11 protein-coding genes are annotated in these 14010 nt (G+C 66.5%); 7 read left to right on the top strand and 4 right to left on the bottom strand.

All coding sequences use genetic code 11. The features are described from left to right. Positions 1-31: 31 nt before the first annotated feature. On the bottom strand, positions 32-1501 hold the full coding sequence (gene zwf, locus BTE28158_RS16650; protein WP_124904341.1) for a glucose-6-phosphate dehydrogenase: 1470 nt from the start codon (positions 1499-1501) through the stop codon (positions 32-34). Between the two features lie 430 nt (positions 1502-1931). On the opposite strand from zwf, the gene BTE28158_RS16645 reads away from it, so the two are divergent. From BTE28158_RS16645 to BTE28158_RS16630, 4 genes are all read left to right on the top strand, one after another. Continuing rightward, the gene (locus tag BTE28158_RS16645) at positions 1932-3179 is read left to right on the top strand and encodes an ABC transporter substrate-binding protein (protein ID WP_059605341.1); all 1248 of its coding nucleotides are present in this window, start codon (positions 1932-1934) and stop codon (positions 3177-3179) included. Between the two features lie 139 nt (positions 3180-3318). Next, complete coding sequence (locus BTE28158_RS16640) at positions 3319-4257, top strand: carbohydrate ABC transporter permease (protein ID WP_059509685.1); 939 nt, start codon at positions 3319-3321, stop codon at positions 4255-4257. Then, positions 4247-5104, top strand: coding sequence for a carbohydrate ABC transporter permease (locus BTE28158_RS16635; RefSeq protein ID WP_108064722.1), 858 nt, complete (start codon positions 4247-4249; stop codon positions 5102-5104). The genes BTE28158_RS16640 and BTE28158_RS16635 overlap by 11 nt, the downstream gene beginning before the upstream one ends. Before the next feature lie 112 nt (positions 5105-5216). Beyond that, positions 5217-6335: an ABC transporter ATP-binding protein gene (locus BTE28158_RS16630; RefSeq protein WP_151052073.1), complete on the top strand. Its 1119-nt coding sequence runs from the start codon at positions 5217-5219 to the stop codon at positions 6333-6335. Between the two features lie 104 nt (positions 6336-6439). Here BTE28158_RS16630 and BTE28158_RS16625 read toward each other — a convergent pair whose 3' ends face one another. The 3 genes from BTE28158_RS16625 to trxB all read right to left on the bottom strand — a co-directional run bounded on the left by BTE28158_RS16625 (position 6440) and on the right by trxB (position 8927). Continuing rightward, positions 6440-7063, bottom strand: a complete 624-nt coding sequence (locus tag BTE28158_RS16625) for a trimeric intracellular cation channel family protein (RefSeq protein WP_059605334.1) — start codon at positions 7061-7063, stop codon at positions 6440-6442. Further along, positions 7050-7829 (bottom strand): Smr/MutS family protein, encoded by a 780-nt coding sequence (locus BTE28158_RS16620; protein ID WP_174919966.1) that lies wholly within the window; start codon positions 7827-7829, stop codon positions 7050-7052. The genes BTE28158_RS16625 and BTE28158_RS16620 overlap by 14 nt, the downstream gene beginning before the upstream one ends. A gap of 135 nt (positions 7830-7964) precedes the next feature. After that, positions 7965-8927 carry a thioredoxin-disulfide reductase gene (gene trxB, locus BTE28158_RS16615; protein ID WP_059605329.1) on the bottom strand — a complete coding sequence of 321 codons (963 nt, stop codon included), beginning with the start codon at positions 8925-8927 and terminating at the stop codon, positions 7965-7967. Positions 8928-9312: 385 nt separating this feature from the next. Here trxB and BTE28158_RS16610 point away from each other — a divergent pair, with 385 nt between their 5' ends. The 3 genes from BTE28158_RS16610 to BTE28158_RS16600 all read left to right on the top strand — a co-directional run bounded on the left by BTE28158_RS16610 (position 9313) and on the right by BTE28158_RS16600 (position 13869). Next, entirely contained in the window at positions 9313-11622 is a 2310-nt protein-coding gene (locus BTE28158_RS16610; protein WP_151050994.1) for a DNA translocase FtsK, read from the top strand. 46 nt (positions 11623-11668) lie between these two features. After that, positions 11669-12358, top strand: coding sequence for an outer membrane lipoprotein chaperone LolA (gene lolA / locus BTE28158_RS16605; protein WP_124623532.1), 690 nt, complete (start codon positions 11669-11671; stop codon positions 12356-12358). A 200-nt stretch (positions 12359-12558) separates the two neighbouring features. Continuing rightward, the gene (locus tag BTE28158_RS16600) at positions 12559-13869 is read left to right on the top strand and encodes a replication-associated recombination protein A (protein WP_059605319.1); all 1311 of its coding nucleotides are present in this window, start codon (positions 12559-12561) and stop codon (positions 13867-13869) included. The last annotated feature ends 141 nt before the right edge of the window (positions 13870-14010 follow it).

Raw genomic sequence — 14010 nt, 5'->3', positions numbered from 1 at the left:
CGTTGTCGTGTGCACACGGCAACGGTTTGCATCAGTTTTCTTCTTCGAGCCAGCAGGTGCCGTGCTGCGCAAGCATCGCGCTCGCCGCGGCCGGCCCCCACGTGCCTGCCGCATACGGCTTCGGCGGCTTCAGCGAGCGGGCCCATTCGTTCAGGATCGGCTCGACCCAGCGCCACGCGGCTTCCTGTTCGTCGCGACGCACGAACAGGGCGAGGCGGCCGTTGATCACGTCGAGTAAGAGGCGCTGATACGCCTCCATCTGCCCTTCCTTGAAGAAACGGTCGAACGCGAGGTCGAGGTGCACGCTCGCGAGGTTCATCCCTTCGCCGGGCTGCTTCGCGAGGCAGTACAGGCGAATCGTCTCGTTCGGCTGCAGCCGGATCACGAGGCGGTTCGATCCGGCGCGCAGCGCGGTCGGCCCGAGGGCCGAGTGCGGCACCGGCCGGAAGTTGACGACGATCTCCGCGACGCGATCGGCGAGACGCTTGCCGGTGCGCAGGAAGAACGGCACGCCGGCCCAGCGCCAGTTTTCGATCTCGACCTTCAGCGCGACGAAGGTTTCGGTCGGGCTGTCCGGCTTCACGCCAGGCTCGGTCGCGTAGGCCGGGACCTGCGCGCCCTTGATCACGCCCGCATGATACTGGCCGCGCACCGCGACCTTGCCGATGTCGCGCGAATCGACGGGTTTCAGCGCGCGCAGCACGCGCAGCTTTTCGTCGCGCACCGAGTCGGAGTCCATCGAGTGCGGCGGCTCCATGGCGACGATCGACAGCAGCTGCAGCAGGTGGTTCTGCACCATGTCGCGCAGCGCGCCCGTATTGTCGTAGAAATCGCCGCGCGCCTCGACGCCGAGCTCCTCGGCGATCGTGATCTGGATGCTCTCGACCCATTCGCGGCGCCACAGCGGCTCGAACAGCGCATTGCCGAAGCGCAGCGCGAGCAGGTTCTGCACCGGCTCCTTCCCGAGGTAGTGGTCGATCCGGTAGATCTGGTCTTCCGCGAAGATCTCGCCGACCGCGTCGTTGATCGCGTTCGACGAGCGCAAGTCGTAGCCGAGCGGCTTCTCGAGCACGATGCGCGCGCCTTCGTTCAGGCCGACCGACGCGAGTGCCTTGCAGATCGGCACGAACAGCGACGGCCCCGTCGCGAGATAGAACACGCGGATGCCGGGAAGCTGCGCGACCGCGTCGCGCAGCACGACGTAGTCCTCCGCGCGACCGAGGTCGAGCTTTACGTATTCGATGCGTTCGAGGAAGGATTTCCACGCGGTTTCGTCGAAGGCCTTGCCGGCGGCTTTCGCCGCGTGCGGCTTCACGTGCGTGTCGACCCACTCGAGATAGCCGGCCCGATCCGATTCGTGCCGCGCGACGGCAACGATCCGGCCGCTTTCCGCGAGCATGTTGCCGCGGTGCGCTTCGAACAGCGCGGGCAGGATCTTGCGCATCGACAGGTCGCCGGTGCCGCCGAAAAGTACGAAGGTAAAGCTGGAATCGGTATGCATGTGTCTCCGCCGGTTGGGGTGCTGGGAAGCGATCCGTAGTGCGATAAAAATATTTTTGACACTGAATTGTAGTTTAACTACAATCCGCCGCAAGGGGTAGCACCTGGGTGAAGAAAAAAAGAAGTGCGGTCGATGAACTGCGCGAGCTTCGCCTTCGGGAACGCCTTGTGCCGAATGTTATCGGACATTGACGGTGCGCATCGTCCGCGCGCCGTCGCCCCCGGGCTCGCGCCGCGGCATCGCGGCGGGCCAGAAACACAAAGAGGAGACACGCCGTTGAATCTCGATTCACGCTTTCTGTAAGAGCCCGGCCGGTCATCGGCCCCGTACGCTGCATGCGTCCCGCGGCTCGATTTCCCCGTCGTTTATCAAGAAGCCGGTTCCCCGTCGGGGAACCTCACGAGTTGATTCAGTCTGGAGGAGATAAGTAATGAAAGTTCGCTCGATCATGGGCGCGCTCTGCGCCGCGGGTCTGATGGCTGGCGCCGTGGCGGCGCAGGCGGCCGAGAATGTAACCGTGCTGCACTGGTGGACCTCGGGCGGCGAGTCGAAGGCCGTCGGCGTGCTGAAGGACGACTTGCAGAAGCAGGGCTACGTGTGGAAGGATTTCGCGGTCGCGGGCGGCGCCGGCGCCGCGGCGATGACCGCGCTGAAGACCAAGGTGATCAGCGGCGACGCACCGTCGGCCGCGCAGATCAAGGGCCCGCTGATCCAGGACTGGGCCGACCAGGGCGTGCTCGTCAACATCGATTCCGCCGCTGGCGACTGGAAGCAGAACCTGCCGCCGGAAATCGACAAGATCATCAAGTACAAGGGCCACACCGTCGCGGCGCCGTTCTCGGTGCACCGCGTGAACTGGCTCTATATCAACAAGGCCGCGCTCGACAAGGTCGGCGCGAAGGTGCCGACCACCTGGCCGGAATTCTTCGCGGTCGCCGACAAGCTGAAGGCCGCGGGCATCCAGCCGGTCGCGATGGGCGGCCAGCCGTGGCAGGACCTGACGCTGTGGGAAGACGTCGTGCTGTCGCAGGGCCCGGCGTTCTACAAGAAGGCGCTGGTGGATCTCGATCAGGCGACGCTGACCTCGCCGCAGATGCTGTCCGTGTTCGACACGGTGCGCAAGATCCAGGGCTACTTCGATACCGGCCGTAACGGCCGCGACTGGAACCTCGCGACCGCGATGGTCATCAACGGCAAGGCCGGCATGCAGTTCATGGGCGACTGGGCGAAGGGCGAGTTCGAGAACGCGGGCAAGAAGGCGGGCAAGGACTACATCTGCGCGGCGGTGCCGGGTACGGCGAATTCGTACACGTTCAACGTCGACTCGTTCGTGTTCTTCCAGCAGAAGGGCCAGAAGGAAGCGACGCCGGGCCAGCTCGCACTCGCGAAGACGATCATGACGCCGGCCTTCCAGGAGCAGTTCAGCCTGCTGAAGGGTTCGGTGCCGGTGCGTCTCGGCGTGAAGATGGACAAGTTCGACGACTGCGCGAAGAAGTCGTACGCCGACGAGCAGACCGCGATCAAGTCGGGCGGCTTCGTGCCGTCGCTCGCGCACGGGATGGCGCAGGGCGACGCAACGGCCGGCGCGATCACCGACGTCGTGACGAAGTTCATGAACTCGCAGCAGGATTCGAAGAGCGCGGTCGCCGCGCTCGCGAAAGCCGCGAAGGTGAAGTAAAACGCGATAGGCGCCCGGCCGGAAGCACTTCGCCGGCCGGGCGTTTTTGCAAGTGCAGCAAACGGGCTCGCCCGCGAAGCCCGTGCCGTACCCGGCGCCGGCCCGGCCTGCGTCACCCTCGTTCCAGGAGTCGAATCAAGTGGCTGCCCCTCTTAGCGGAAACGGATCCGGCGCTGCCGCCGCACGGCGCACGTCGCCGATGTCGGCCTTCGCCGATCGCTGGATCCCGAAGCTCGTGCTCGCGCCGAGCCTCGCGATCGCCGTGGTGTTCATCTACGGCTTCATTCTGATCACCGGCTATCTGTCGCTGACCAACTCGCGGCTGTTGCCGAACTACGAATTCGACGGCTTCGGCCGTTACACGGACCTGTTCCAGAACGACGTGTGGTGGACCTCCGCCGCGAACCTCGGCTGGTTCGGGATACCGTTCATCGCGATCTGCGTCGCGCTCGGGCTGTTCCTCGCGATCCTGCTCGACCAGCGGATCCGCAACGAAGGCGCGCTGCGCGCGATCTTCCTGTATCCGATGGCGCTGTCGTTCATCGTCACGGGTACCGCATGGCAGTGGATCCTGAACCCGGGCCTCGGCCTGGAGAAAGTGATGCACGACTGGGGCTGGACGAGCTTCTCGTTCGGCTGGCTCGACGATCCGGACAAGGCGATCTTCTGTATCGTGATCGCCGCCGTGTGGCAGTCGACCGGCTTCGTGATGGCGCTGTTCCTCGCCGGGTTGCGCGGCGTCGACGCCGAGATCTTCAAGGCCGCGCAGGTCGACGGCGCGACGCTGCCGACCATCTACCGCAAGATCGTGATCCCGAGCATGCGCCCGGTGTTCTTCTCGGTGCTGCTGATTCTCTGCCACATCACGATCAAGACCTTCGACCTGGTGGTCGCGTTGACGGCGGGCGGCCCCGGCACGTCGTCGTCGCTGCCGGCCATGTTCATGTACACGTTTTCGTTCAACCGCGGCCAGCTCGGGCTCGGCGCGGCGTCGTCGGTGATGATGCTCGCGACCGTGGTCGCCGTGCTGGTGCCGCTGATGTATATGGAATCGAGGAGCACCCGCAATGCAGCCTAAGATGACGATCAGCCGGGCAGTGATCTATGCGGCGCTGATCCTGTTCGCGCTGTATTTCCTGTTCCCGATCTACGTGATGCTGTCGACGTCCTTCAAGGATCTCGACCAACTGCGCACCGGCAACCTGCTGACGCCGCCGACGCACTGGACCATCGATCCGTGGGTGAAGGCGTGGAGCGGCGCGTGTACCGGCGTGCGCTGCGACGGCATGAAGCCGTTCTTCCTGAACTCGCTGCAGATGGTGATCCCGGCCGTGCTGATCTCGTCGCTGATCGGCGCGTTCAACGGCTACGTGCTCACGCACTGGCGCTTTCGCGGCGCGGATGCGCTGTTCACGATGATGCTGGTCGGCTGCTTCATTCCGTTCCAGGTGATCCTGCTGCCGATGGCGCGCGTGCAGGGGATGTTCGGCCTCGCCAACACGATTCCGGGCCTCGTGTTCGTGCACGTCGTGTACGGGATCGCGTTCACGACGATGTTCTTCCGCAACTTCTATGTGAGCGTGCCGGCCGAGCTCGTGAAGGCCGCGCGCATCGACGGCGCGGGCTTCTTCACGATCTTCACGAAGATCCTGATGCCCGTGTCGCTGCCGATCTTCATGGTGTGCCTGATCTGGCAATTCACGCAGATCTGGAACGACTTCCTGTTCGGCATCGTGTTCTCCGGCGTCGATTCGATGCCGATCACGGTCGCGCTGAACAACCTCGTCAACACGTCGACGGGCGTGAAGGAATACAACGTCGACATGGCCGGCGCGATCATCGCCGCGCTGCCGACGCTGCTCGTCTACGTGGTCGCCGGCCGCTACTTCGTGCGCGGGCTGACGGCGGGCGCGGTGAAGGGGTAAGCGCGGTTTCATCCGAAACGACGAACCGGCCGCGCACGACGCGCGGCGCATCGAAACGAACCCGACGCGGCGCCGCAGTGCGCCGCGCGAGACGAGACAGAGGATTCACAGCATGGCAAGCCTTTCCATCCGTGACGTGTACAAGACCTACCCGAACGGGGTGCCGGTCCTGAAGGGTGTCGACATCGAGATCGAGGACGGACAGTTCCTGATCCTGGTCGGCGGGTCGGGCTGCGGGAAGTCGACGCTGCTCAACATGATTGCCGGGCTCGAAACCGTGACGAGCGGCGAGATCTGCATCGACGGCAAGGTCGTGAACGACCTGTCGCCGAAGGATCGCGACATCGCGATGGTGTTCCAGTCGTACGCGCTGTATCCGTCGATGACGGTGCGCGAGAACATCTCGTTCGGCCTGAACATCCGCAAGGTGCCGAAGAGCGAGCAGCAGCAGATCGTCGAGCGCGTGTCGGCGATGCTGCAGATCCAGCATCTGCTTGACCGCAAGCCGGGCCAGCTGTCGGGCGGCCAGCGCCAGCGCGTCGCGATGGGCCGTGCGCTCGCACGCGATCCGTCGCTGTTCCTGTTCGACGAACCGCTGTCGAACCTCGACGCGAAGCTGCGCATCGAGATGCGCGCGGAAATCAAGCTGCTGCACCAGCGCCTCGGCACGACGATCGTCTACGTGACGCACGACCAGATTGAGGCAATGACGCTCGGCGACCGGATCGCGGTGATGAAGGACGGCGTGGTCCAGCAGTTCGGCGCGCCGCAGGAGATCTACGATTCGCCGTCGAACCTGTTCGTCGCGGGCTTCATCGGCGCGCCGCCGATGAACTTCATCAACGGCAAGCTGGTCGAGCAGGGCAGCGGGATCGCGCTCGAAATCGACACGGGCCTCGCGCGCGGCGCGCTGAACCTGCCGTTCGACGCGAAGCGAATGAACGGTCATATCGGCCGCGAGGTGATCCTCGGCCTGCGCCCGGAGCGCATCACCGACGTGCGCAACGCGCACCACGGCGAGACGTCGCAGCTGCAGCCGATCGACGTGCGCGTCGACGTGACGGAGCCGACCGGGCCGGACACGCACGTGTTCGCGCAGGTCAACGGCAAGCGGATCGTGAGCCGCGTGCATCCGGCCGCGAATCCGCAGCCGGGGCAGACGCAGTCGCTGCTGTTCGACGTGTCGAAGGCGGTGCTGTTCGATCCGGTGTCGGAAGAGCGGATCGCGTGAGGACGCGAATGCGCTGAACGAACGTGAAGGGGCCGTCTTGAACGGCCCCTTTTGTTCTGGCGTCCCGGCCAGGCACGGCATTGCGGCGCGGCGGCACGGCGGCGTCAGTGCGGCAACCGCACGTCGAACTTGAACGTCGCGAGCCGTGCGACGAGGATGAAGCCGGTCGCGAGCAGCACGCTGTACACCGAATCGAACTGCAGCCACACGAGCAGCAGATAGAACCAGCAACCGACGAACGCGCAGGTCGCGTACGGCCGCGAATCGCGCAGGATCAGCGGGATGTCGTTGCACAGCACGTCGCGGACGATCCCGCCGACCACGCCCGTAATCACGCCCATCATCACCGCGATGAAGCGCGGCATCTCGGCGTCGAGCGCGATCGACGTGCCCGAGATGCTGAAGATGCCGAGCCCGATCGCATCGGCGACGAGCAGCAACCGCTCGGCCGACAGCCGCGACAGCATGCGCAGCACGAACGGCGCGAACAGCGCGAGCACGAAGATCGCGATCACGTAGTCGTCGTGCACGACCCAGTAGAACGGCCGGCGCTCGAGCAGGATGTCGCGCAGCGTGCCGCCGCCGAACGCAGTGGCGAGCGCCACCACGAACGTGCCGACCGAGTCGAGGCGGTTCTTGCGCGCCTCGATGAAGCCCGAGATCGCAAAGGCCAGCGTGGCGATTGCCTCCAGTATCGCGATCGCGAGCGTCAGCCTAGGATGCGGCACGCGGCCCCCGGTCGCCCGGCGCCGCGAACGGCTGCAGCAGCACCAGCACCGCGCCCGCGCCGCCGTCGTGGCCGCGCGCCTCGCAGAATGCGATCACTTCTTCCTTCTGGACGAGCCACGCACGGACCTTGCCTTTCAGCACCGGCTCCTTGCCGATCGAGCCGAGCCCCTTGCCGTGGATCACGCGCAGGCAGCGCAGCCCTTTCTTGCCGGCTTCGCGGATGAATTCGGCGAGCGCATCGCGCGCTTCGTCGCGCCGCATGCCGTGCAGGTCGATCTGCGCCTGGACGATCCACGCGCCGCTCCTCAGCTTGCGCACGACGTCGCGGCTGATGCCGGGGCGGTGGTAGTACAGCGAGTCATCGCTGTCGAGCAGCGTCTCGGGATCGAACTCGTCGGACAGCGTCGCGTTCAGCACGGCTTCCTCGTCGCGCTGCGTCTGCTTCGGCACCGGATCGGGCGGCGTGCGGCCGGCCGCCGCGCGCGGCGGTGCGTTCAGCGGCCGGACGGCGCCGATCTCGTTGCGGAACAGGTTCGCGTCGGCTTCCGCCTTGCGCTCGGCCTTGGCCGTTTCGATGCGCTCGCGGTCGCGGCGATCGGCTTCGCCTTGCAGCGACTTGCGCAGTGCGCCGAGGCCGGCGAGCCCCTGGCCGCGCAACGCGGCGGGATCGGGCGCGGGCGGCGGCGCGGCGGGCGCGGGGTTCGCGGGACGGGCGGCGACCTGCCGCTTCGCGGGATCGCTCGGATGGGGCTGGTTCTTTGCCATGATTCGGTAACAGGGCAGGCGCGTTCGGGCGCGCGGGCACAAAAAAGCCGCTGCGCGGCGGCAGCGGCTTTCCGGTCGAGCCCGCTTCGCGGCAGCGGACGCCATTGTAGCGCCCGCCGCGGCAAGGCTCCCGGCTTACTTCTTGTCGTGCAGGCTTTCGAGGTAGCGCTGCGCGTCGAGCGCGGCCATGCAGCCCGTGCCCGCGCTGGTGATCGCCTGGCGGTACACGTTGTCCTGCACGTCGCCCGCGGCGAACACGCCCGGCACGCTCGTCGACGTCGCGTTGCCGTGCAGGCCGCTCTTCGTCAGGATGTAGCCGTCCTTCATCTCCAGCTGGCCCTGGAACAGGTCGGTGTTCGGCTTGTGGCCGATCGCGACGAACACGCCTTGCACGTGCAGGTCTTCCGTCGCGCCGGTCTTCACGTTCTTGATGCGCAGGCCCGTGACGCCCGACTCCTCGCCCGTCACCTCGTCGAGCACGTGATCCCACTTGATGTCGACGACGCCTTCCTTTTGCTTCTCCAGCAGGCGGTCGATCAGGATCGGCTCGGCGCGGAACTTGTCGCGGCGGTGGATCACCGTGACCTTCTTCGCGATGCCCGTCAGGTAGAGCGCTTCCTCGACGGCCGTGTTGCCGCCGCCGATCACCGCGACTTCCTGGTTGCGATAGAAGAAGCCGTCGCAGGTCGCGCAGGCCGACACGCCCTTGCCCATGAACGCTTCCTCGGAAGCCAGGCCGAGATACTGCGCGGACGCGCCGGTCGCGATGATCAGCGAGTCGCACGTGTATTCGCCCGAGTCGCCGATCAGCCGGATCGGCTTTTCGTGCAGTTTCGCGGTGTGGATGTGGTCGAATACGATTTCGGTGTTGAAGCGCTCGGCGTGCTCCTGGAAGCGTGCCATCAGTTCCGGGCCTTGCACGCCCTTCGCGTCCGCCGGCCAGTTTTCGACGTCGGTCGTGGTCATCAGCTGGCCGCCCTGCGCGATGCCGGTGATCAGCACCGGGGACAGGTTGGCGCGTGCCGCGTAGACGGCAGCCGTGTAGCCGGCGGGGCCGGAACCGAGAATCAGGACTTTGGCGTGTTTGGGCGTGGACATGTGCGAATCCGTAAAAGGCGGCTGCGGCGGGTGGGGTAGGCCCCGCCGTACGATCCGGGTTGACCGGGATGCCGTCATAGATGGGTATCAGACGCGCATTATAAAGGCCCCGTTGCTGCGCTGCCGAACGAGAGTTTCAATCGTGGCGATAGCGTTTCGCGGCGCGCCTCCCGTGCCGGCGCGGCGGGCCGGGCGGGCGGCGGCGCGATGTCGCAGGCCCCGGCAAGGGCGCGTCCGTCCGGCTTGCGGTCGCTTGAGGCGCCCGGTTTGGCACCCCGTCCCTGTTATGTAACCGTCATTTACACTTGGCGGCCCGATGCAGCGTTTACAATAAGCGCGATCGAACGACAGGCGGGCGCGCGGCCCGTCCTCTTTATACGGATTCATGGCAAAAGCTCCTTATTCCGCCCAGGCACAGGCGTTGCCGCACCGGATGTCGAAGCTCCTCACGGAGATCCGCTGGATTCTCCAGGTCGCGCTCTGCGCTTTTCTGGTGATGGCCCTGTTGAGCTACAGCCGGCACGATCCGAGCTGGACGCACGCCGCGCAGGTGGACCACATCTCGAACTGGGCCGGCCGCGTCGGTGCGTGGACGGCCGACATCATCCTGCTGCTGTTCGGCCTGTCGGCCTACTGGCTGATCGTGCCGCTCGGGCGGCGCATCGCGGTCAACTACCGGCGCATCACGCGTCACGAGGCCGTCGCCGACGAACCGGAGCGGCCGATCGGCTGGCTCACCGAGATCTTCGCGTTCGTGCTCGTCGTGCTCGCGTGCGACGGCATCGAGGCGCTGAGGATGTGGTCGCTGAAGGTGCAACTGCCGCGCGCGCCGGGCGGTGTGATCGGCGAGGCCGTGGCGGGCGCGATGTCGCACGCGTTCGGCTTCACCGGCGGCACGCTGCTGCTCCTGATCCTGCTCGCGATCGGCCTGTCGCTGTATTTCCGCTTCTCGTGGCTGTCGGTCGCCGAGCGCGTCGGCGGCGCGATCCTGTCCGCCGTGAACGTCGCGAAGCTGCGCCGCGAGGCCGAACGCGACCGCAAGCTCGGCGAGGCCGCGGCCGTGCGCCGCGAGGGGAAGGTCGAAGAGGAGCGCGTGCGCATCGAGGATCACGAGCCCGTGACGATCGTGCCGCCGGTCGTCACGCCGGCGAAGTCCGAGCGCGTCGAGCGTGAGCGCCAGGTGCCGCTGTTCACCGACCTGCCGGGCGATTCGACGCTGCCGCCTGTGTCGCTGCTCGATCCGGCGCCGCAGACACAGGAAGCGATTTCCGCCGATACGCTCGAATTCACGTCGCGCCTGATCGAGAAGAAGCTGAAGGACTTCGGCGTCGAGGCGAGCGTCGTCGCCGCGTATCCGGGCCCGGTCGTCACGCGCTATGAGATCGAGCCGGCCACCGGCGTGAAGGGCAGCCAGATCGTCAACCTCGCGAAGGATCTTGCTCGCTCGCTGTCGCTCGTGTCGATCCGCGTGGTCGAGACGATCCCCGGCAAGAACTACATGGCGCTCGAACTGCCGAACCAGCGCCGCCAGACGGTCCACCTGTCCGAGATCATCGGCTCGGAAGTCTATGCGGCCGCGTCGTCGGCGCTGACGCTGAGCCTCGGCAAGGACATCGGCGGCAAGCCGGTGTGCGCGGATCTCGCGAAGATGCCGCACCTGCTGGTGGCCGGCACGACCGGGTCCGGCAAGTCGGTCGGGATCAACGCGATGATCCTGTCGCTGCTCTACAAGGCCACCGCCGAGCAGGTGCGCCTGATCCTGATCGATCCGAAGATGCTCGAAATGAGCGTCTACGAGGGCATTCCGCACCTGCTGTGCCCGGTCGTCACCGACATGCGCCAGGCCGGCCATGCGCTGAACTGGACGGTCGCCGAGATGGAACGCCGCTACAAGCTGATGAGCAAGCTCGGTGTGCGCAACCTGGCGGGCTACAACAACAAGATCGACGAAGCGGCAAAGCGCGAGGAAAAGATCCCGAATCCGTTCAGCCTGACGCCGGACGATCCCGAACCGCTCGGCCGCCTGCCGAACATCGTCGTCGTGATCGACGAGCTGGCCGACCTGATGATGGTCGTCGGCAAGAAGGTCGAGGAGCTGATCGCGCGGATCGCGCAGAAAGCGCGCGCGGCCGGCATCCACCTGATCCTCGCGACGCAGCGTCCGTCCGTCGACGTGATCACGGGCCTGATCAAGGCGAACGTGCCGACGCGGATCGCGTTCCAGGTGTCGTCGAAGATCGATTCGCGCACGATTCTCGACCAGATGGGCGCCGAATCGCTGCTCGGGATGGGCGACATGCTGTACCTGCCGCCGGGCTCCGGGCTGCCGGTGCGCGTGCACGGCGCGTTCGTCGCCGACGACGAAGTGCATCGCGTCGTCGAGAAGCTCAAGGAGCAGGGCGAGCCGAACTACGTCGAAGGGCTGCTCGAGGGCGGCACCGCCGACGGCGACGAGGGTTCGGCCGGCGCGGGAACCGGCGAAGGCGGCGGCGAGTCTGATCCGCTGTACGACCAGGCGGTCGAGATCGTCATCAAGAACCACCGCGCGTCGATTTCGCTCGTGCAGCGCCATTTGCGGATCGGCTACAACCGCGCGGCGCGGCTGCTCGAGCAGATGGAACAGTCGGGGCTCGTGTCGGCGATGTCGTCGAGCGGCAACCGCGAAATTCTTGTGCCGGCGCGCGACGCGGAATGAGTCCGCGGCGCACGCAGCGCCGGCCACCCAGGGAGAAAACCGCAACATGCAGCAACTTTCGTTCGTCCCTTCCCTTCGTTCGACGCGGCGCTGGCTCGGCGCGGCGCTCGCAGGTGCATCGCTGATGCTCGCGGCGACGCACGCGTTCGCGGGCGGCACCGAGCAACTGAAGGCTTTCGTGTCGCAGGTGCATTCGGCGAAAGGCGATTTCACGCAGCAGATCGTCAAGGCGCCGGCCAAGGGCGCGAGCGCCGCACAGGCCGCGCCGAAGCCGAATGACAACTCGAGCGGCACGTTCGTGTTCTCGCGTCCGGGCAAGTTCATCTGGACGTACCAGAAGCCGTACCAGCAGGTGCTGCAGGCCGACGGCGACAAGCTCTACGTGTACGACCACGACCTGAACCAGGTCACCGAGCGCAAGCTGAACGGCGCGCTGGGCGCGAGCCCGGCCGCGATCCTGTTCGGCAGCAACGATCTCGACAAGAACTACACGCTGCGCGACGCCGGCGAGAAGGGCGGCATCGAGTGGCTGGAGATGCTGCCGAAGGCGCAGGACACGCAGTTCCAGCGGATCGGCATTGGTTTTCGCAATGGCACGCTCGCCGCGATGGAGCTGCATGACGTGTTCGGCAACGTCACGCTGCTCACCTTCACGAACATCCAGACGAACCCGCCGCTGAAGAGCGATGCATTCAAGTTCGTCGTGCCGAAGGGCGCGGACGTGATCGCGGGCTGAACGGCACCGCGCCCTTTTCCCGACACGGGCCTGCCGGCGACGGCAGGCCCGTTTTGTTTTCCGGCGCGGGCACCCGGCGCGTGCACCCCGTGCGGGCATCCGGCGCGGGCACCGGGCCCGGCGGTGCCGTCGTGCGGCTGTCATAATGTCGGGTCCGGCGGCCGGTTCGGCCGCCATCGTTTGATCTGGAGCGAGGGTTCATGTCCGACCTGTTTCAAGTCGAGCCGCGCCGGCCGCTCGCCGAGGCGCTGCGGCCGAAAACGCTCGCCGAGGTGATCGGCCAGACGCATCTGCTGGGCGAAGGCAAGCCGCTGCGGCTCGCGTTCGAATCCGGCAAGCCGCATTCGATGATCCTGTGGGGGCCGCCCGGCGTCGGCAAGACGACGCTCGCTCGCCTCACCGCGCTCGCGTTCGACTGCGAGTTCATCGCGCTGTCCGCGGTGCTCGGCGGCGTGAAGGACATCCGCGAGTCGATGGAGCAGGCGAGGGACACGCTGAACCGCACCGGTCGCCACACGATCCTGTTCGTCGACGAAATTCACCGCTTCAACAAGGGGCAGCAGGATGCGCTGCTGCCGTTCGTCGAGTCGGGGCTCGTGACCTTCATTGGCGCGACGACCGAAAACCCGAGTTTCGAAGTCAACTCGGCGCTGCTGTCGCGGGCGCAAGTGTACGTGCTGCAGTCGCTGAGCGACGACGAGATGCGTCAGCTGCTCAAGCGCGCGCAGGAAATCGCGCTCGACGGCCTCGCGTTCGACGACAAGGCGATCGACACGCTCATTGGTTATGCGGACGGCGACGCGCGGCGTTTCCTGAACCTGCTCGAGCAGGCGCAGACGGCCGCATCGTCCGCCAGAGTCACGACCATCGATGCCGATTTCGTCAGCAGCGCGATGACGCTGAACGCGCGGCGCTTCGACAAGGGCGGCGACAACTTCTATGACCAGATCTCGGCGCTGCACAAGTCGGTGCGCGGTTCGAGCCCGGACGGCGCGCTGTACTGGTTCTGCCGGATGATCGACGGCGGCGCGGATCCGAAATATCTCGCGCGCCGGATCGTGCGGATGGCGTGGGAAGACATCGGCCTCGCCGACCCGCGCGCGCTGCAGGTGGCGAACGACGCGGCCGAGACCTACGAGCGGCTCGGCTCGCCGGAAGGCGAGCTGGCGCTCGGGCAGGCGGTGATCTATCTCGCGTGCGCGGCGAAGAGCAACGCGGGCTACAACGCGTTCAACCAGGCGATGGCGTTCGTGAAGCAGGACAAGTCGCGCGAGGTCCCCGTGCATCTGCGCAATGCGCCGACCAAGCTGATGAAGGAACTCGGCTACGGTCACGCGTATCGCTACGCGCACGACGAGCCGAATGCCTATGCGGCCGGCGAGTCGTACCTGCCGGAAGGGATGCGCGAGCCGCGCTGGTACAAGCCGGTGCCGCGCGGGCTCGAATCGAAGATCGCCGACAAGCTCGCGTGGCTGCGCGAACTCGATCGCGAGGCCGGCAAGAAGGACTGACCGGCTGCGCGCGGCCCGGGGGCGCGTCAGCGCTTGCGGGGGCTGCCGCCGCAAGCCGCGCAGCGGCGCCGCGCAACGCGCATTGCCGGCTGCACACGCGCAGCCGGCGAAGCGACATGCCTGCGCCCGTCGCGCGTTTGC

This window comes from Burkholderia diffusa, from assembly GCF_902499115.1.
GTDB lineage: Bacteria > Pseudomonadota > Gammaproteobacteria > Burkholderiales > Burkholderiaceae > Burkholderia > Burkholderia diffusa.
Note: the sequence above shows the minus strand (reverse complement) of the source record. Positions and strands in the feature narration are given on the sequence as shown.

Coding starts and splice junctions, on each gene's coding strand:
- zwf (WP_124904341.1), bottom strand. CDS start 1,501: ATGCATACCGATTCCAGCTTTACCTTCGTACTTTTCGGCGGCACCGGC.
- BTE28158_RS16645 (WP_059605341.1), top strand. CDS start 1,932: ATGAAAGTTCGCTCGATCATGGGCGCGCTCTGCGCCGCGGGTCTGATG.
- BTE28158_RS16635 (WP_108064722.1), top strand. CDS start 4,247: ATGCAGCCTAAGATGACGATCAGCCGGGCAGTGATCTATGCGGCGCTG.
- BTE28158_RS16630 (WP_151052073.1), top strand. CDS start 5,217: ATGGCAAGCCTTTCCATCCGTGACGTGTACAAGACCTACCCGAACGGG.
- BTE28158_RS16620 (WP_174919966.1), bottom strand. CDS start 7,829: ATGGCAAAGAACCAGCCCCATCCGAGCGATCCCGCGAAGCGGCAGGTC.
- trxB (WP_059605329.1), bottom strand. CDS start 8,927: ATGTCCACGCCCAAACACGCCAAAGTCCTGATTCTCGGTTCCGGCCCC.
- BTE28158_RS16610 (WP_151050994.1), top strand. CDS start 9,313: ATGGCAAAAGCTCCTTATTCCGCCCAGGCACAGGCGTTGCCGCACCGG.
- lolA (WP_124623532.1), top strand. CDS start 11,669: ATGCAGCAACTTTCGTTCGTCCCTTCCCTTCGTTCGACGCGGCGCTGG.
- BTE28158_RS16600 (WP_059605319.1), top strand. CDS start 12,559: ATGTCCGACCTGTTTCAAGTCGAGCCGCGCCGGCCGCTCGCCGAGGCG.